Genomic DNA, 18,796 nt, shown 5'->3' with positions numbered 1-18,796 from the left:
TGCTCCTGGTGTAGGAAATCTTTTTGCCCATTACGTAAATTTCGTCAATAGCGAAAGTTTCGCTTGACGAAGAATGTTTTCGGTTTCATGTTGCATTCAGTCTGGACGTCCTTCGTGGCGTCAAAGGCGCCGATTAGGGAGGGTGAGGGAATGTCCATTACGGACGCATCGAGTGCAGGGCCGACTTTGCGCGGGCGACTGCGCAGCCAGTTGGGCGGCTACGGCTTCCTGTTGCCCTGGCTGCTCGGGTTTGTCGTGCTGACGTTGGGGCCGGCCGTTTCGTCGTTCTATCTCTCGCTCACGGACTTCGGCCTGATGGGGCCTGCCAACTGGGTCGGCGCGGAAAATTACATCCGGATTGCCAGCGACGACCCTCGTTTCTGGACCGCGATGCGCGTGACCTTCACCTTCGTTCTCTTGTCGGTGCCGCTGAAACTGATGTTCGCGCTGGCGATCGCGGTGGCGCTGAACAAGGGGCTTCGCGGTCTGACGGTCTTTCGCGCGATCTTCTATCTTCCGTCGCTGGTCGGCGGCAGCGTCGCAATTGCGGTGCTCTGGCGGCAGGTCTTTGCAGGAGACGGCGTGTTGAACCAGGTTCTCGCCGCTCTCTTCGGTTACGAAGGGCCGAGCTGGATATCAAACCCCTCGACATCGCTCTACACTCTGGTCCTGCTTGCTGCCTGGCAGTTCGGGTCCTCGATGATCATCTTTCTCGCAGGATTGCGCCAGATCCCGCAGGACATGTACGAGGCCGCCAGCATCGATGGCGCAAGCCGTTCTCGTCAGTTCTTCAAGATCACGCTGCCCTTGCTGACGCCGGTGATCTTCTTCAATGCGGTGATCCTGACGATCGACGCCTTCAAGGCTTTCACGTCGGCCTTCGTTGTCAGTGACGGAAGCGGCGGTCCGATCGACACGACTTTGTTCTACACGCTCTACCTCTACCAGGAGGCCTTCACCAACTTCCGCTTTGGATATGCCTCGGCGCTTGCCTGGGTGCTGGTCGTCATCATCGCGATTTTCACGGCGCTCTCCTTCATGTCTGCCAAATATTGGGTGCACTACGATGACTGATACCGTCTACACGTCGAACGTCGTCGAGGCTGCTGCCGTGCCGGATGGAGCGACGTCATCGCCTTTGAAGCGGGCACTGGTCTACGCGCTGCTGACGGCAGTAAGCTTCATCATGCTTTATCCGCTGCTGTGGATGGTCTCGAGTTCGTTCAAGCCCGAAAACGAGATCTTTGCGACGACATCGCTCATCCCGCAGGAGTTTACGCTCGATGCCTATCGCCGCGGCTGGAATGGCCTGAGCGTCAGCTTCGGCTACATGTTCCTCAACTCGCTGCTGATCTCGGTCCTGGTCGTCATCGGCAACCTTATATCGTGTTCGATGGCGGCCTATGCCTTCACGCGCCTGCAGTTCAGGGGGCGCGGCTTCTGGTTCGCGCTGATGCTCGGGACCCTCATGATGCCGCAGCATGCGGTGCTGATCCCGCAATATCTCATGTTTCTGAAGTTCGGCTGGGTCAACACGATCATGCCGCTCGTCGTGCCGAAGTTCTTCGCCATCGATGCCTTCTTCATCTTCCTGATGGTTCAGTTCTTCCGTGGCATCCCGCGCGAGCTCGACGAGGCCGCGATCATGGACGGTGCGGGACCGTTGCGCATCTTTCTCAAGGTGATCCTGCCGCTTTCGACGCCGGTGCTGGCGACCGCTGCAGTCTTCTCCTTCATCTGGACCTGGGACGATTTCTTCGCGCCGCTGATCTATCTGAACGACATCGAGAAATACACAGCGCAGCTCGGACTTCGCACCTTTGTCGATGCCACGGCGCAATCGGACTGGGGCGCGCTGCTCGCGATGTCGACTTTGACCGTATTGCCGATCTTCATTCTCTTCCTCCTGTTCCAGCGGCTTCTGATCGAAGGCATCGCGACAACGGGCATGAAGCGCTAGCGGCGCGAACGAAACCACAGAACAAGCAATAGAAAGGGGAGCCCAATGACGACGCTCGCTTTGAAGCAAGTCCAGAAGCGCTACGGTGCCGTCGAGATCATTCGCGGCGTCGACCTCCAGATCGGTAGCGGCGAGTTCGTCGTTTTCGTCGGGCCGTCGGGATGCGGCAAGTCCACGCTCTTGCGCATGATAGCCGGGCTGGAACCGATCTCCGGCGGCGAGCTGGCGATCGGCGGCGCCAGGATGAACGAGAAGGCTGCCTCCGAGCGCGGCATCGCCATGGTGTTTCAATCCTACGCACTCTATCCGCATATGAGTGTTTACAAGAACATGTCGTTCGGCCTTGAAACCATGCGCATGCCCAAGCCCGAAATCGACAAGCGGGTGCGCAGGGCCGCCGATATCCTGCAGATCACCCAGTTGCTCGAACGCAAGCCGAAGCAGCTGTCAGGTGGGCAGCGCCAGCGCGTCGCCATCGGCCGCGCCATTGTGCGCGATCCGAAAATCTTCCTGTTCGACGAGCCCCTGTCCAATCTCGACGCCGAGCTTCGCGTTCAAACCCGCGTTGAGATCGCAAAACTCCACGCCGATATCGGCGCAACCATGATCTATGTCACCCATGACCAGGTCGAAGCCATGACGCTGGCTGACCGGATCGTCGTGCTGCGCGCCGGCCGCATCGAGCAGCAGGGGACGCCGCTCGAAATCTACAACAGGCCGGTCAACCGCTTTGTCGCCGGCTTTATCGGCTCACCCAAGATGAATTTCCTGGATGTTTCCGTGACGGGCCACCGCGACAACGAGGCCGTCCTCGGTCTTGCCGGCGCCGATGTCGCCGTGCCGATGGCCGAAAGAGCTTCGATTGGGGCGACGCTCAGCCTCGGCGTTCGCCCGGAGCATATCAGGGTCAAGGGCGCTTCCGGGATCCACCTGGGAACCCTGACGATAACCCATATCGAGCATCTCGGCGGCCAGACCATCGTCTATGGGCGTTTGCCCGACAAGCAGTCGCTCATCGTCGCGATGGAGGGCCAATCGCTGCTCGGTACGGGTGAAACACTGAGCGTCAGCATCGCACCGGAGCACTGCCATCTGTTCGACGCCGAAGGGCACAGGCTTGCACACTAGGCTCACGCAATAAGGGAACCAAAGGGAGGAATTCATGCTCAATCGACGCGAACTTCTACGCACCGGCCTGATGCTCGGTGGGGCGGCGGCATTCTCGCAACTACCGATGCGCAGCGCATTTGCCGATAGCGCTACGATGCGGCTCTATTGGTGGGGCACGCCTGCGCGCGCCGAACGCACGCTTGGCGTCGCCAGGCTTTTCGAGGCGGCCAATCCTGACGTCAAGATCAACGGTGAAGTCGGCGGAAACGACTATTGGTCCAAGCTGACGACGATGCTCGTTGGCGGCAATGCGCCTGATATTTTCCAGCTTGAGCCCGGCCGGTTTGCCGACTACGCGCGCCGCAACACCACGCTTGCGCTCAACGACTTCCTCGGCAAGACCATTCGCACCGACAGGCTGGCGCCGGGTGTCCTGGAACTCGGAACCGTTGACGGCAAGGTCGCGGGTATGCCGCTGTCGCTCAACGCCTTCGCACTGTTCTACGACACGCAAGCCTTCAAGCAGGCCGGGCTCAACCCGCCGGGCGCTGCAACCACCTGGGACGAATTCGCCAAGCTTTGCATCGATGTGACCAAGGCGATCGATCGCAGGAACGTTTGGGCGGTCGGCAACGCGTCGCGCTACACCTATGCTTTCGATGCCTTCCTCAACCAGCGCGGCAAGCGGTTGTACGGTGAGGATGGCAAGATCGGCTTTGACGCCAACGATGCCAAGGACTGGTACGGCTATTGGGAGAGCCTTGCCAAGAGCGGGGGATGCGTGTCGGCCGAGGTCCAGTCGATGGACCAGATCCAGGTCGATTCGAACCCGCTTGCAACTGGCAAGGCCGCCATGGCCATCGCATTTTCGAACCAGCTTCTAGGCTATCAGTCGGCAGTGAAGAACCCGCTCGGGATCACCACCTTGCCGGTGTCGGATCCATCAGGGCCGTCCGGCCTGTTCTATCGGCCGGGTCTCCATTTCGGCATTGCAAGTACCTGCGAAAATCCCGAGCTTGCTGCCCGGTTCATCGACTTCTTCGTCAACGACATGGCAGCCGGCAAGGTGCTCGGCGTCGAGCGCGGAGTTCCCGTCAACACCGACGTCAAGGATGCCGTGGTTCCTCTGATCGACGACGTGTCGAAGCGCACCGTCGATTACATCTCGTCGATCGCCGGAAGGGTGGGAACCTATCCCCCGCCGGTACCCGTTGGCGCATCTGAATTCGATACGCGCGCGTTCCGGCCCCTGGCCGACAAGGTGGCTTTCGGCCAACTGACCCCCGGGGAGGCAGCCGACCAACTGGTTGCCGAAGGCGGCCGGATCGTCAAGGGCTGATCGTCTCGCAACGAGAGGCGGCCGCTTCGCACGTCGAAAAGGCCCATGCGTACAAGTGCGCCGCCGAAGGAGGTCGGCGGCGCAGGCAAATTGAAGCTTTCGGGAGATTACCATGTTTGGCAGACGCGAACTCTTGCAGTTGGGATTGATGTTCGGAGGCGCTGCAACGTTTTTGCAATCGCCGCTGCGTTCGGCCCTCGCAGACAGCGCGATGATGCGCCTCTTCTGGTTCGGTTCGCCGGCGCGCGCAGAGCGCACGCTCGCTGTCACCAGGCTGTTCGAAGCCGCCAATCCGGGCGTGAAGATCAATGGAGAGGTTGGCGGCAACGACTATTGGTCGAAGCTGACGACGATGCTGGCCGGCGGCAACGCGCCCGACATTTTCCAGCTGGCGCCGAGCCGTTTTGCCGACTATGCCCGCCGCAACACCATGCTTCCACTCGACGACTATCTGGGGAGCACGATCCGTACCGAAAAGCTGATGCCCGGTGTGCTCGATCTTGGCGCTGTCGACGGCAAGATCGTCGGCATGCCGTTGTCGCTGAATGCGTTTGCGCTTCTCTACGACAGCGTGGCCTTCGAACAGTCAGGTATTACGCCGCCCGGTCCGACCACCACCTGGGACGATTTCGCCAGGCTCTGCATCGACATGACCAAGGCGATCGGCCGGAAGAATGTCTGGGCGGTCGGAAATGGTGCTCGCTACAGCTATGCCCTCGAAGCGTTTCTCGTTCAGCGCGGCAAGCGCTTGTACGGCGAGGATGGCCGGATCGGCTTCGACGCGAACGATGCGAGGGAGTGGTACGGTTATTGGGAAAGCCTTGCGAAGAGCGGCGGCTGCGTTCCGGCAGAAATCCAGGCGCTGGACAAATTGCAGATCGACTCCAACCCGCTGTCTACAGGCCATGCTGTGATCGCCATTGCCTTTTCCAACCAGTTGCTGGGCTATCAGGCACTTGCAAAAAACAAGCTGGAGATCACCTCGCTGCCGATCTCCGAGGCAACGGGCCCGTCCGGATTGTTCTACAAGGCCAGCCTGCATTTCGGTGTTGCCAGCACGTCCAGGCAGCCGGAGCTTGCGGCCCGGTTCATCGATTTCTTCATCAACGACCTTCCGGCGGGCGGACTTCTCGGCGTGGAACGTGGTGTCCCGATCAACCTCAATGTCCGCGAGGCCGTGACGCCTCTGGTCGATGATGTCTCGAAGCGATCGGTGGACTACATTTCCTCGATCGCGGGACGGGTCGGCGCCTTCCCGCCCCAGGTTCCGATCGGTGCATCGGAGCTTGAAGAACGCGTGTTCCGCCCGATTGCAGATCGGGTTGCCTTCGGCCAATTGACCGTCGCTGCAGCCGGCGAGGAGCTGGTCGCACAGGCAAATCGCATCCTCAGGAGTTGATGCTGCCAACCGGTCGGCGTCCGCCGAACGCCGACCACACGTTTTCCAAGACAGGAATGGCCAATGAGTGATGGCATTTTCGCCGACAGCCTGTTCCATCCATGGGCAGGCAATGAACTGCGTACGCGTGCCGACGTCGAGCGCGCCCTGAAGGCGCTCTGCGACCCCGCCGAAACCTACCGCTCGACTGGCGGTGCCCGTTTGAGGTTCGATGCGACTGCCGCGCATTTCGATCAGGCGGCTGCCGATCTCGAAGGCTTTTCGCGGCTATTGTGGGGACTGGTCCCGGCAGAGCTCGGCGGCGCCGACTGGATCGACTGGACGCCTATCGCGCGCGGCCTTGCGGCCGGCACGGACCCGCAGCATCCCGAATATTGGGGCAAACCCACCGATCGCAACCAGCGTCTGGTCGAGCTCGCGGCAATCGGTTTTGCGCTGCGGCTCGTGCCGGAAAAGCTCTGGGCGCCGTTGGGGGCAGGCGAGCAGGCGAACGTCATCTCCTATCTCAAATCCGGGCACGCCTGCGCATTTTCCGAGAACAACTGGAAGTTCTTCCGCCTTCTCATCAGTCTGGGGCTGGATGCGGTCGGGGCCGATCACGATCGCGCCCTCAACCAGGCCTATATCGACGAGATCGAGGCCTTCTATTTCGGCGATGGCTGGTACAGCGACGGCGACGCGCGCCGGGCCGACCACTACATTCCCTTCGCATTTCACTTCTACGGGCTCATTCTCGGCGTGCTCGACGGCCAAGCCTATACGCAGCCTTATCGAGAGCGTGCACGGCTCGTCGCCAACGACCTGGTGCGCTGGTTTGCCGATGACGGTGCGGCATTGGCGTTCGGCCGGTCGATGACCTATCGCTTCGCCATCGCCGGTTTCTTCGGCGCCTTGGCATTTGCCGGCGAAGAGGCGCTGCCCTGGGGCCAACTGAAAGGCTTCTATCTGCGCAATCTGCGCTGGTGGGCCAGCCGACCGATGGCATCGAGAGACGGTATCCTGCCGGTTGGCTACGCCTATCCGAACCTCCTGATGTGCGAGACCTACAATTCGCCGCAGTCGCCCTACTGGGCATTGAAGGCATTCCTGCCGCTGGCCTTGCCGGAGCAACACCCCTTCTGGAGCGCCAAGGAGGCGGATGTGTTGCCGCGCGACGACGTGGCCGTGCACCTGCACACGGGCATGATCATCAAGAACCCTCCCGGCGATGCCATTGCGCTTTGCGGCGGTCAGCAGACCGGGCCGCAAAACACCTGGGCACGGTTCGGCGCCGAGAAATACAGCAAGTTCGTCTATTCCGCCCGCTACGGCTTCAGCGTCGAAAGCGACCCCAATCGGTTCGCCGACGCGGTCCTGGATGGCATGCTGGGGTTCAGCAGCGACGGCCTCCAGTTTTCCGTCCGTCAGGCCAACGAAGAGGTGCTGATTGCCGGTGACGTCCTTTACGCGCGCTGGCGGCCTGTTGGCGACATTCTGGTCGAAACATGGCTTTACTGGCATGGAGATTTCCATGTCCGCGCCCACCGCATCCGGACGGATCGCGCCGTCTCGACCAAGGAAGGCGGCTTTGCGATCGCGCGCAACGAGGGGTTATCCGATGCGCTCGAAAGCGAGGGGGGCAAGGCGGTCGTTTCCACCCAGCGCGACCTCTCGGCGATCATCGATCTCGGCTCGTCGATCCATCGTGCCGGCAAGGCGCATATCGCCCAGCCGAACACCAATCTCATTGCCGCAAGGACACTGGTGCCGCAGTTGACGGCCGAGATCCCTCCCGGAGAGAGCACTTTTTTTGCCGCCGTCCTGGCGTGCGGCGATGCGTCCGCCGGGCGCAGCGCGCTGGAGCATCTGCCGCCGACGCCCGACCTGCCAGCGCTTCAAGCCCTGCTCAAGACAAAGGGCCGGCCGGTCACGCTTATGAGCAGAAACACGAATGCCTGACCGGCGGACACTGCTGGCCGGCCAATGAAGGAAAAAACTGATGGATATTCGCCAAGCTATACATTTCGAACAGGCCGAGACGCTCGATACCGAAGGTCTGCGCCGCCACTTCCTTATCGAGGACCTCTTCGTTGCCGGAGAAATGCGTGCCGCGTACAGCCACTATGACCGCCTGGTGCAGCTTGGCATACTGCCACAGGCCACGCCGCTTTCCTTCAGCCCTGAGCTCGCGAAATCCGCTGGCGTCACCGATTTTCTGGAACGACGGGAACTGGCGGTTGTGAACCTTGGCGGTGGTCCGGCGAGGATATCTGCGGATGCGCAAGATCACGTCGTCGCACCTTTCGAGGCGCTCTATATCGGGAAGGGGGCAAAGGGCGTATCGTTCGCGGCGGTAGACGATGCCTTGCCTCCAAGGCTCTACGGTGTTTCGGCGCCCGCGCATGCCACCCATCCCACCCGCAAGATCACCCAGGAAGAAGCTTCGCCGCAGGCACTCGGAACGACGGAAGCTGCCAACAAGCGCACCATCTACAAATACGTCCATGATGGCCTGCTGCCGACCTGCCAGCTCATGCTCGGGATCACGCGGTTCGAGCCGGGAAGCGTGTGGAACACCATGCCTGCGCACCTTCACGATCGGCGCATGGAAGCCTATCTCTATTTCGACATGCCGGACGATCGCATGGTGGTGCATCTCATGGGCCGACCCGAGGCGACGCGCCACCTGATCGTTCGTAACGAGCAGGCGGTGCTCTCGCCCCCGTGGTCGATCCATAGCGGCGCCGGCACGGGCTCCTATGCCTTCGTCTGGGCGATGGCGGGCGATAACCAGTCCTTTGCCGACATGGACTTTGTGGCAATGGAGACCCTGCGATGACCGGGCTTGCGGACATGTTCGGTCTTGCCGGCAAGTGGGCACTGGTCACGGGCGCCCGGGGAGGACTGGGCCAGGCGATGGCTCTGGCGCTGGCGAGCGCGGGGGCCGACATCGTCGGCCTCGGGTCCACGCCCATGCCGGAGACAAGGGCATTGGTCGAAGCCGAAGGGCGTCGGTTCCTCGGTGTTCAAACGGATCTTTCGCAACCCAACGACTTTCGCTCCCTCGTCGATGAGATCGAGGAGCAGGCCGGGCCAATCGATATCCTGGTCAACAATGCCGGAACGATCAGGCGCGCCGATTTGCTCGACTACACGGAGGCGGATTGGGACGCGGTGACGAACGTCAATGAAAAGAGCCTGTTCTTTCTGAGCCAAGCGGTCGCGCGCGGCATGGCCAAGCGCGGCGTCGGCCGCATCATCAACATCGCTTCGCTGCTTTCCTTCCAGGGCGGAATCCGGGTTCCGGCCTACACCGCCTCAAAGCACGCGGTCGTCGGGCTGACCAAGCTGATGGCAAACGAGCTGGCCGCATCCGGTATCACCGTCAACGCCATTGCACCCGGCTACATGGAAACCGACAACACCGCCGCACTTCGGGCGGACCCGGTTCGCCAGCGGCAGATCCTCGAACGTATTCCGATCGGCCGATGGGGCGTGCCTGAAGACCTGGCTGCCGCCGTTCTCTTCCTGGCCAGTCCTCGCGCCTCCTATGTAACCGGAGCGACCATCCCGGTCGACGGAGGATGGCTCGCCCGATGAGCCGGTAGCCGCAACTTGTCTGATTTGGAGAATGAAGGGCCGCGCAATCGTGCGGCCTCGTCCGTCATCGAGTCGATCGCGGACCGGTTGGCCCGCGATCGCCGTGGCCTTGTTACGGATAGATCGGGTTCGACCAGGCGATCTTGCCCGCAGAATCGATCGCCACGACACGGCACCAGTCGCCCTTGAACTTGTCGAGCGGGAACTTTGCCGATGTCACGTCAGTGCCCGATTGTTTTTCGTTCCGCGACGCCCTGCCAACCACGGATATCTGGAAGACCGCGGACGTCTCGATCACGATCATTCCATCTTCGACACGGATATCTTCAATCCGCGGCCCCTGCGTCGAGTAGTAGTGGCCTTGCTTCAAGGCTTCGACCAGTGCGTCCGGCTCGTTCGCGCCCGCCTTGACCATGACCCAGCCGCCGAAAGCGTCCCGGTTCTGGTCTTCGCCGGCAACGAAATGGGCATCGTCGCAAGCAAGCGCGTTGATGCGGCGGCCGGAATTGAGAAGATCGTCCAGATAGTATGAGCCGCCACCCCTCGCGTTCAGCACCTGGCTGGTGTGGTTGTAGACCTCCACCGCATGGGCGCCGGGGATCGATGCGGCGTCCGCCATCGTCAGCGCGTACCATTCCGGATGGGGGATCGCGACAAAGGCGCCGGCATCGAGACAACGCTTTGCAATCTCCGGGCCGGTCTCGCCGTCGCCATTCGGTGCAAAGTCGAGCGGGAGGCCAACCGCGAGGATATGCCACTTCTCGCCGTGCTCGGTGGCCATTGCATGGCATTCGGCGCCGAGGATCGTTGTGAAGCTGTTGGTGCGAAACGCCCGGGTATCGGCGATCGGGTAATTGTAGTGCGGCATGAAGTGATCGGACAGGCAGATGAAATCATAGCCGCGCTCACGGTAGCGCTTGCAGACCTCTTCCGGATCGAGCTTGCCGTCGGACAGCGATGAATGGGTGTGGAGGTTGCCTCGATAGAACTGTCCGGGGGCGGCGAAGGCGTCAATTTGCATGCTTCATGGTCCTTTGTGCGAGCTGCTCGGAGGCCATCGAAAAGGCCGCCAGCAGGTTTTGGGTATAGGAAGACGTCGGCGCGGCAAGGACGTCCTGCGTGTCGCCGTAGTCTCGAATGCGGCCGCCCTCCAGAACCAGGATCTGGTTGGACATCTCCGCCACGACCGGAAGATCGTGCGAAATGAACAGGTATGTCGTGCCATGCTCGCGCTGCAGCCGCTTCATGACCTTGAGCACGGAAGATTGCACGGTTACATCAAGCGCGGAGGTAACTTCGTCACACAGGACAAGGTCGGGTTTGCCGGCAAAGGCGCGAGCGATGGCGACGCGCTGCTGTTGGCCGCCGGAAAGCTGCCGCGGCGAGCGCGTCAGGAAGCTCGCATTGAGGTCCAGCTCTTCCAGGTGTGCCACGGCCTGATCGCGGGCGGCCACGCGCGACATGCCGAAGAAGAACTGCAGGGGGCGGGCAATGATCTGCTCGACGGTATGCTGCGGATTGAGCGAGGACGCCGGGTCCTGGAAGATCATCTGCACGCGTCGGCGCAGATCGCGTTCGCGGCCGTTGGCAAGACCATGGAGCGGCTTTCCGTCGAATTCGATCGCGCCGGGCTTGCAGTCGATCAACCCGGCAACAAGCGCTGCGAGCGTCGATTTTCCGCTGCCGGATTCGCCGACCACGCCAAGCGTCGTTCCCGCCTCGATCGACACCGAGATGCCGGAAAGCGTCCTGGGGGCTTCGGTGCGCAGGAACAGCCGCGAAATCGGGTTGAGCCCGGCTGCCTTGCCATAGGAAAACTCAAGGCCGTTGATGGTCAGTTTTGGCGATGCGGTCGGCAAATGGCGCGGTTTGCTGTTGCCGATGGTCTCCAGCTTGGGAATGGCGGCGATCAGCGCTCGTGCATAGTCCGTCCGGGGATTGGCAAAAACCTGTGCGGTCGGGCCGTCCTCCAGCACCTTGCCGTCTTTCATCACCAGAACCCTCTCGCACATGCGGGCGATGACGTTGAGGTCGTGGCTCACATAGATCAGTGTCGTGTTGGTGCGCTTCTGCAGCCTTGCGACGAGCTCGAGAACCTGGCCTTCGACTGTCTTGTCGAGGGCCGTCGTCGGTTCGTCGAGGATGATCAGTTCCGGTTCAGCGACGAGCGCCGCTGCGATGACGACACGCTGTCGCTGGCCGCCCGAAAGCTGGTGCGGATAACGATCGAAGATCGCCGCGGGGTCGGGCATTTCCATTGCGCCGAGAAGCTCGATCGCCTTGTCCTTCGGGTGCTTGCCTCCCGCCGTCTTGTGGAGGCGGATCAATTCCGTCAGATGCTGGCCGATCGTTCGGTGGGGGGTGAGCGAGGAGAGCGGGTTCTGGGGCACCATGGCGGCGCGGCGCCCTCGAAACGCAGCGAGCTCCCTCGCGTCGAATGTCAGGATGTCGGCGCCGGACATCACGATCGAGCCGCCGGCTATGCGTGCGCCGGGCCGCGTATAGGCAAGGAATGCCCGCGCCAGCGAGGACTTGCCGCAGCCGCTTTCACCGACGATGCCCAGCGTTTCTCCCTTGCGAAGAGAGAAGCTCACATTGTCGATTGCAGGCACTTCGGTCTTCGGGCCTGTCTTGTAGACGAGTGTCAGGTCGCGAACGGTAATATGAGTGGTTTCGACCATGATCAAAGCTCCGCCGTCGAGATGCCGAAGGCCCGGGAGAAGCCGTCCACCATGAAGTTCACGCCGAGGATGAGGCTCGAAAGCATGATCGCCGGCAGCAAGAGAAACCACGGATCGGTATAGACGACACCCATGGCCTCCTGAACCATCAGGCCCCAGTCGGGGGTCGGCTGGCTGATGCCGAGCCCGAGGAAGGAAAGCGCACTGATGCGAAGCACGGCCGAAGAAATCCTGACCGCCAGTTCGACACCGATGAGACCGGTGAGGTTCGGAAGAATCTCCCGCAGCATGATGCTCAACCGGTTTTCCCCGCGCAGTTCGGCTGCCCGCACGAAGTCCAGGGTCGACAGGCTCACGGTCTTGGCGCGCATGACGCGCACCACGCCCCAGGTATACACGACGGCGACGATCGGGATCAGCATGACCACATCCTTGCCAAGCGCGAGCGTCAGGATGGCGATGAGGATGATGTCCGGAATGGCCATCACGGCATCGATGAAGCGCATGATTGCCTCGTCGATGCGGCCTCCCACATAGCCGGCGACCATGCCGAGAAAGGTGCCGATCGCAACGGCGATGGCGACACCGCAGAAGGAAACCAGAAGTGCGATGCGTCCGCCTTCGATGATGCGGCTGAAATAGTCGCGGCCGATCTGATCGGTCCCCATCCAGAATTCCGCCGATGGGGGCGCGAGCGGCGTACCGACGAGGGCGCTCGAGTCATGAGGGGCTATCAACGGGCTGAAGATTGCAAGAAAGAGGTGGATGGCAACGACAATGGCGCCGATCAGCGTTGCGGGTTCGCCGAGGGCGCGGCGGAGCTTGGAGCTGGGCGGTCGAGGTTGGGCGACGGGATGAAGAGTGCTTGTATCAGGCATTTTCCAGACTCGTGCGGACGCGTGGGTCGAGGGCGAGGACGGCAAGGTCGGCGATCAGGTTGGCGACCACCACCGCCAGGGCGGCGAGAAACGCGATCGCCTGGATGGTCGGGATTTCCCGTTGGGAAATGGCCCGCAGCAGTTCGCCGCCAGCGCCGGGAAACTTGAACACGGCCTCGACGACGACGGAGCCGGCGAGAAGTCCGGCGACAAACGTCGCCGTGCCGTTGAGCATCGGGATCACGGCCGCTGGAAGGGCATGCCGCGTCGCGATCCGCCAGGTGGGAATGCCCGCCAGCCGTGCCCGTTCGACATAGTCGCTGTTGAGCGCTTCGACCATGCCGGCGCGCAAGAGCCGGAACTGATAGGCCGCCCCGTGTACGCATAGGGCGATGACCGGCAGGACGGCTGCCCCGAGGATCGTCAACTTCGGTGCATCCGTTGGAGCGAAGATGACTGCCGGCACAAGGCCAAGCCAGACGGAAAAGACGATGACGAAGATGTTGGACACGACAAAATCGGGCATCGAATAGGTGAAAAGCGTCGCGCTGCTGATGGCGTTGTCGAGCCGCCCACCCGGCTTCAGGCTTGCAAGAATGCCCAGAGCGATAACGATCGTCAGCATGACAACCAGCGCCATGCCCGCCATGATCGCCGAGTTTATCATCGGGTGGATGATCCGATCGACGACCGGCTCGCGGCGCAGCAGCGTCTGCCCGAAATCGAAGCTGAACAGATTTTGCCAGACCTCCAGGAAACGCACCGGCAGGGATCGGTCGAGGCCAAGGTCAGCCCGCATCAATGCGAGCTGCTCCTCGGTGTAGAACGCCAGTTCCTCGGCCGGGATCGTCGCCGTCAGCGCGTCGCCGGGAAGAACCTCGGTTCCAAGGAAGACGATCAGCGACGTCAGGGTCAGGATGAAGAAAGACAAGACCAGACGGCGACCGATCAAGGTGACAATGTTTGACATACGTGCTGCCGTTCTTTTCTACGAAATGTATGCGGCTCGAAGGTGTGTTGTGGTCATCAGCCATCGACCCAGCAGTCGTCAAAGCGGGTTCCCCAGTTCTGGGAATGCGACTTCAGGTTCTTCACCCTGGTCGTGTGTGCCAGCATGTTGCGACGGCCGCCAAGCACGATCGCGGGCGTGTCCGCCTGTGCGATCCGCTGCAGTTCCTGATAGTTTGCCAGGCGCTTTTCGGCATCGGGTTCAGCGATCGTTTCCTGGTACAGTTTGACGAAGGCATCGTTCTGCGGGCCGGTCCAGCCTGCGGATTCGACAGGGTTCGATACCAGCCGGCCCAGATTGATCGCCGGATTGCGGGGGCCGACCAGGCCGGCATTGGGCCGGCCGACGGGTGGGTTCACCTGCTTGACATAGGCGTCGAAACCGTCGGTCGGCATTTCGCGAAGTTCGGCATTGATGCCTGCCTTCTTCCAGGATTCGGCGACGATCGCCATCACCCGCGGCATCTCCGGGAACGACGGGGAGAACACGATCACCGGAAGGTCGATGCCGTCAGCATAACCGGCTTCGGCGAGAAGTTGCCTTGCGCGCTCGGGGTCGAACGGCTTTTGCCGGGCAATGAACTCCTTGTTTATGCCCGACATCTGCGTGTCGTTGCCGAGCCAGGTTCCCGGGTCGTTGTAGACGATGGTGTTGATGGCGTCGCGGTCGATGCTGAGGCTCATGGCCTCGCGTATCTTCTGGTCATTCCAGGGCAGGGTGAGGTTTTTCGGCAGGCCGATAAGAAACTGGTCGCCACCCGCCGATTTATGGATGTGGCCGCCGGCGCTCTCGAACTGGCCGGCAGTGGTCGGGTCGATGTTGAAGACCGCATCGAACTGGCCGGAGCGAAATCCGTTGATCGCCGTTTGCGAATTGACGACGTAACCTTCGAGCTCATCGAGGAAGGGGCGGCCGCCGAGCCAGTAATTCTCGTTGCGGACTGCCTTGAAGCCGCGACGGTTGTCCACCTGGACGAGCTTGAACGGACCGGTACCGATCCCGTCCGTCAGGATGGCCTCGGGGGAGGCGCTCGGGACGATCGTCAACCGGTACTCGGCAAGGATATAGGGGAATTCCGCATAGCCGGAGTTCAAGGTAAAGCGGACGCCGTACTTGCCGGTCGCTTCGACCTTCTCGAACCACTTGTTGAGAAAGCTGCTGGCCTTTTGTGCGATGTGCGCATTGAACGAGGCGACGACATCATCGGATGTCATTTCCTTGCCGTTGTGGAACTGCACGCCTTCGCGCAGTTTGAAGTCCCAGACTTTCAACGTGTCGTCACTCGGGTTCCACGTTTCGGCCAATTCGCCCTGGAGGTTGAAATCGTGGTCGACCCACAGGAGGCAATTCCAGACGGAACGCGTGAGCAGATCGATCCAGTAATAGGGGTGCTTGCCATTGTCAGACGTGCCTACCGCCCAGTTGGGATAGGTCTGGCCATAGACGAGCTTGCCGCCGGTCTTGGGGGCTGCTCCGACAGGAAGCGCAGCCCAGTCGGGAAGTCCAGCCGCATGTGCATGTCCGCCGGTCATCAGCGGTTGCATGCCGAGTGCCATGGCACCGAGACCGAGCAACTGGAGGAATTCTCGTTTGGACTGCGACTGCATTGCTCTCTCCCGGTTGTTCGCATGACCGGCCCCTGCGAGTTGCAGTTTCGGGCGCGCGCACGCGTTGATATATCAGCTGTCTGACCGGACGATGGCACTTCGCGGGATGGCGTTCAAATACGAAGTCTCAATAATGATAATAGATAAAATATATGGAAGGCTCAGAAACTATTGTTTCTTGAATGCGCGCTGGGGTTTCAGGAAATGATCAAGACCGGCCGGTGTCGCGCGATGCGGACGCGCGCACGAGGGGTGTCTCAGTGCATGCCGGGAAGTGCTATCTGCCGACGGTCATCGCCAAAAAGGCAGGGCGATCACAGATCGTCCTGCCTTCTTTGAAGTGTGCTTTTGTGGTGCGTCGACTATGGCAAACGGCTGGCGTTCAAGACATGCGGTTGCTTACCAGGGCAGCGAAAACGTCTTGACGTTGGTGTAGGACTTCATTGCCTCGATGACGCCCTCCTTGTAGCCGTTGCCGGAATCCTTGATGCCACCGAACGGCGACATTTCTATGCGGTAGCCGGGGACTTCCCAGATGTTGACCGTGCCGACCTCGAGGCCGGCGATGTACTTCTGCATGCGGCGGAAATCGTTGGTGCAGACCCCGGAGGACAGGCCGAATGCGGTGGAGTTGGAAAGCGCGATTAGGGCATCGTCGTCATCGGGCGCGCGGATGATCGGGATGATCGGACCGAAGGTCTCTTCCATGACGAGATCGCAGCCGTGCGGAACGCGATCGACAACGATCGGCGGGAGAAGGGCGCCTTTCCGGCCCGGATCGTAGAGCACGTCGGCGCCTTGCTCGGCCGCCATATGAACCCGCTTTTCGAATAGTGCTGCCGCCCGTTCGTGCACGACGGTGCCGAGCTGTGTCGCGCGGTCCATCGGGTCGCCGAAGATCAATGCCTTCGCCCGCTCCAGTACCATCGGCACAAAGCGGTCCGCCACGCGCTCCTGGCAGAGGATGCGCTTGACGGCCGTGCAGCGCTGGCCGGAGTTTTTCGTGGCGCCGGCAACCGCGAGGTCGGCGGCTCTTGCGAGGTCGTCATCCGAAAGATCGTTGAGGATGATCAGCGGGTCGTTGCCGCCGAGTTCCAGCACCTGGCGCTTGTATCCGGCCTTCGAGGCGATCAGCTTGCCGACCGGAACGCCGCCGGTAAAGGTGATCAGGTCGATATTGGGATTGGTGATCATCTCGTCGCCGATATCGCCCGGCCAGCCGGTGACCACCGACAGCATCTCCGGCGGCAAGCCGGCGTCGTAGAGGATGTCGGCAAGCAACAGCGCTGTCATCGGGGTCAGTTCCGTCGGTTTGACCACGATGCAATTGTTTGTGGCGATGGCCGGCGCGATCTTGTGCGCCACCATGTTCAGCGGATGGTTGAACGGCGTGATCGCGGAAATGGCCTTCAACGGTTCGCGCAGCGTGAAGATCTTGCGCTGCTTGCCGTGAGGGGTGAGGTCGCAGGAGAAAATCTGGCCGTCGTCCTGAATGCACATCTGTCCGGAAAGCGTGAAGACGTCGAAGGCGCGGCCGACCTCGTAGAGCGAATCCTGCTTGGAGATGCCGAGTTCGAGCGTGACGAGGTCGGAAATCTCCTCCTTGCGGGCGTCAAGCAGGTCTGCGGTGCGCAGCAGGATCCGCTGGCGCTCGTAGCGGGTCAGCTTCGATTTGAAGTTTGCGGCAATGTCGAAGGCCTGGCGCGCGTGTTCGGCGCTGCCTGCGGGTACGGTGCCGACCACCGTGTCGGTATAGGGGTAGCGAACTTCGACGATGCCGTCGGCATCGACCATTTTGCCGGCGATCCGCATCGGCTCATGGCGGACTTTGATGGAGGTCTCGGAGCGGGTCATCTAATGTCTTCCTTTTGAGCGTCGCCTGCCGGCTCAGGCCTTCTTCTCGGTCTGTGCCGCGGCCATGACCGCATAGTAGAAGGCGTCGAAGTTCCGGAGATCAGGGGCATCCGGCTGATCGGGCAGAACCCTGTTGGTGATGAAGGGAACGGCCTGCTCGCTCAATCCGCCGTGGGAGCGCAGCGGTTCGTCGAGCGCTGCGAGATCGTGGCGGTGTTCGCTGGTGCCGATCGTCTTGTTCTCGGATGACAGCATGACGATGCCGCCGATGCGATCCTCAGGAAGCTCGAAGCGGCGGCATGCATCCTCGCGGCCAAGGACGAGCTCTATGCCCTCGATCTTGCGCAGCCGGTCCATGATGGCGTTGCGGTCGGCATGGGGCGGAAGGTAAGCGGTGGCGAACGAGCCGAGCGCGCCGTGATGAACCACATAGGGGTCGGTGATCGGCAGGATGACGCGCGCGATGTCCTTTCCGAGCCATTCGTCGAACAGATCCTGGGCGTAGACGACATCGGGTGTGCCGTCTGCCCGGTGCTTCGGTTTCATGCCGTGGTCCGCGGTCACCACGATTGCGGCGCCGAGCGCGTCGAGTTCGCCGAGATACGTGTCGAACATGGCGTAGAAGTCGTTCGCCTGTTTTGCGCCGGGAGCATATTTATGCTGAACGTAGTCGGTCGTTGTCAGATACATCACGTCCGGCTGGAATTCCTTCAGCAGCTTGACGCCCGCGGCGAAGACGAATTCCGACAGTTCTGCCGAATAGACTTCCGGCACGCGGCGACCCAGCCATTTCGAGGCATTGTCGATGCCGTTCGCGGCCTTGGTGGTGGTATCGGCCCTTTCGGAGGAGAAGCACACGGCCCGGTCGTCGTCATAGGCAAGTCCGTGACCGAGCAGCGCCCGCAGCTTGTCCTTGGCGGTGACGACCGCGACTTTTGCGCCGGCATCATAGAAGGCCTTGAAGATCGTCGGCGCGCGCAGGAATTTCGGGTCGTTCATCATCACCTCGTCGCCCGTCGCCGGGTTGTAGAGGTAGTTGCCGCAAATTCCGTGCACCGCCGGTGGGCGGCCGGTTGCGATGGAAAGATTGTTCGGGTTGGTGAAGCTTGGAATGACGCTGTGTGCCGTGCGCACGGTGCCCTGTTCGCGCAGGCGCTTGAGCGTCGGCATCAGGCCGGCTTCGATCGCCGCATCGAGGTAGGCGGGTTCGCAGCCGTCGAGGCAGATCGCGATCGCCGGTACCTTTGGCCATTGATAGTCTCGGCCATTCGCGTTGACGGTGATGGGTGACATCTGGTTCATGGCGGTGTCCCTTGCTGAGGGCGGACCGGGCAGCACTCGATCCGCATCTGTTTCTCGTTCTATCTGCCGCAAATCCAT

At 61.5% G+C, this 18,796-nt stretch carries 15 protein-coding genes; 8 read left to right on the top strand and 7 right to left on the bottom strand.

All coding sequences use genetic code 11. The features are described from left to right. The first annotated feature begins 150 nt into the window (after nucleotides 1-150). The 8 genes from RTP54_RS25685 (at nucleotide 151) to kduD (ending at nucleotide 9,387) form a co-directional block, all read left to right on the top strand. A complete protein-coding gene (locus RTP54_RS25685; RefSeq protein WP_312366452.1) occupies nucleotides 151-1,074 on the top strand; it encodes a sugar ABC transporter permease in 924 nt (307 codons plus the stop codon). Continuing rightward, nucleotides 1,067-1,960 carry a carbohydrate ABC transporter permease gene (locus RTP54_RS25680; protein WP_409517213.1) on the top strand — a complete coding sequence of 298 codons (894 nt, stop codon included), beginning with the start codon at nucleotides 1,067-1,069 and terminating at the stop codon, nucleotides 1,958-1,960. Before RTP54_RS25685 ends, RTP54_RS25680 begins: the two co-directional genes overlap by 8 nt. 45 nt (nucleotides 1,961-2,005) lie before the next feature. Continuing rightward, entirely contained in the window at nucleotides 2,006-3,088 is a 1,083-nt protein-coding gene (locus RTP54_RS25675; RefSeq protein WP_312366450.1) for a sn-glycerol-3-phosphate ABC transporter ATP-binding protein UgpC, read from the top strand. 34 nt (nucleotides 3,089-3,122) lie between these two features. Further along, nucleotides 3,123-4,409: a sugar ABC transporter substrate-binding protein gene (locus RTP54_RS25670; RefSeq protein ID WP_312366449.1), complete on the top strand. Its 1,287-nt coding sequence runs from the start codon at nucleotides 3,123-3,125 to the stop codon at nucleotides 4,407-4,409. A gap of 112 nt (nucleotides 4,410-4,521) precedes the next feature. Further along, nucleotides 4,522-5,808 (top strand): ABC transporter substrate-binding protein, encoded by a 1,287-nt coding sequence (locus RTP54_RS25665; RefSeq protein ID WP_312366448.1) that lies wholly within the window; start codon nucleotides 4,522-4,524, stop codon nucleotides 5,806-5,808. Between the two features lie 63 nt (nucleotides 5,809-5,871). Continuing rightward, on the top strand, nucleotides 5,872-7,746 hold the full coding sequence (locus tag RTP54_RS25660; RefSeq protein ID WP_312366447.1) for a DUF2264 domain-containing protein: 1,875 nt from the start codon (nucleotides 5,872-5,874) through the stop codon (nucleotides 7,744-7,746). A gap of 40 nt (nucleotides 7,747-7,786) precedes the next feature. Next, nucleotides 7,787-8,626 (top strand): 5-dehydro-4-deoxy-D-glucuronate isomerase, encoded by an 840-nt coding sequence (gene kduI, locus RTP54_RS25655; RefSeq protein WP_312366445.1) that lies wholly within the window; start codon nucleotides 7,787-7,789, stop codon nucleotides 8,624-8,626. Continuing rightward, nucleotides 8,623-9,387 (top strand): 2-dehydro-3-deoxy-D-gluconate 5-dehydrogenase KduD, encoded by a 765-nt coding sequence (kduD, locus tag RTP54_RS25650; RefSeq protein WP_312366443.1) that lies wholly within the window; start codon nucleotides 8,623-8,625, stop codon nucleotides 9,385-9,387. The genes kduI and kduD overlap by 4 nt, the downstream gene beginning before the upstream one ends. 112 nt (nucleotides 9,388-9,499) lie before the next feature. Here kduD and RTP54_RS25645 read toward each other — a convergent pair whose 3' ends face one another. The 7 genes from RTP54_RS25645 to phnA form a co-directional block, all read right to left on the bottom strand. After that, nucleotides 9,500-10,408, bottom strand: coding sequence for a CehA/McbA family metallohydrolase (locus RTP54_RS25645; RefSeq protein ID WP_312366442.1), 909 nt, complete (start codon nucleotides 10,406-10,408; stop codon nucleotides 9,500-9,502). After that, nucleotides 10,398-12,068: an ABC transporter ATP-binding protein gene (locus RTP54_RS25640; RefSeq protein ID WP_312366440.1), complete on the bottom strand. Its 1,671-nt coding sequence runs from the start codon at nucleotides 12,066-12,068 to the stop codon at nucleotides 10,398-10,400. Before RTP54_RS25640 ends, RTP54_RS25645 begins: the two co-directional genes overlap by 11 nt. Before the next feature lie 2 nt (nucleotides 12,069-12,070). Beyond that, on the bottom strand, nucleotides 12,071-12,946 hold the full coding sequence (locus RTP54_RS25635) for an ABC transporter permease (protein ID WP_312366437.1): 876 nt from the start codon (nucleotides 12,944-12,946) through the stop codon (nucleotides 12,071-12,073). Then, nucleotides 12,939-13,916 carry an ABC transporter permease gene (locus RTP54_RS25630; RefSeq protein WP_312366435.1) on the bottom strand — a complete coding sequence of 326 codons (978 nt, stop codon included), beginning with the start codon at nucleotides 13,914-13,916 and terminating at the stop codon, nucleotides 12,939-12,941. Before RTP54_RS25630 ends, RTP54_RS25635 begins: the two co-directional genes overlap by 8 nt. A 56-nt stretch (nucleotides 13,917-13,972) precedes the next feature. Beyond that, nucleotides 13,973-15,562 (bottom strand): ABC transporter substrate-binding protein, encoded by a 1,590-nt coding sequence (locus RTP54_RS25625; protein ID WP_312366432.1) that lies wholly within the window; start codon nucleotides 15,560-15,562, stop codon nucleotides 13,973-13,975. A 399-nt stretch (nucleotides 15,563-15,961) separates the two neighbouring features. Then, entirely contained in the window at nucleotides 15,962-17,416 is a 1,455-nt protein-coding gene (gene phnY, locus RTP54_RS25620) for a phosphonoacetaldehyde dehydrogenase (RefSeq protein ID WP_312366431.1), read from the bottom strand. A gap of 33 nt (nucleotides 17,417-17,449) precedes the next feature. Next, complete coding sequence (phnA, locus tag RTP54_RS25615) at nucleotides 17,450-18,718, bottom strand: phosphonoacetate hydrolase (RefSeq protein WP_312366430.1); 1,269 nt, start codon at nucleotides 18,716-18,718, stop codon at nucleotides 17,450-17,452. Between the last annotated feature and the right edge of the window lie 78 nt (nucleotides 18,719-18,796).

It is taken from the genome of Ensifer sp., assembly GCF_031989085.1.
GTDB lineage: Bacteria > Pseudomonadota > Alphaproteobacteria > Rhizobiales > Rhizobiaceae > Ensifer.
The sequence above is the reverse complement of the archived record's forward strand: the minus strand, read 5'-3'. Positions and strand labels throughout refer to the sequence as shown.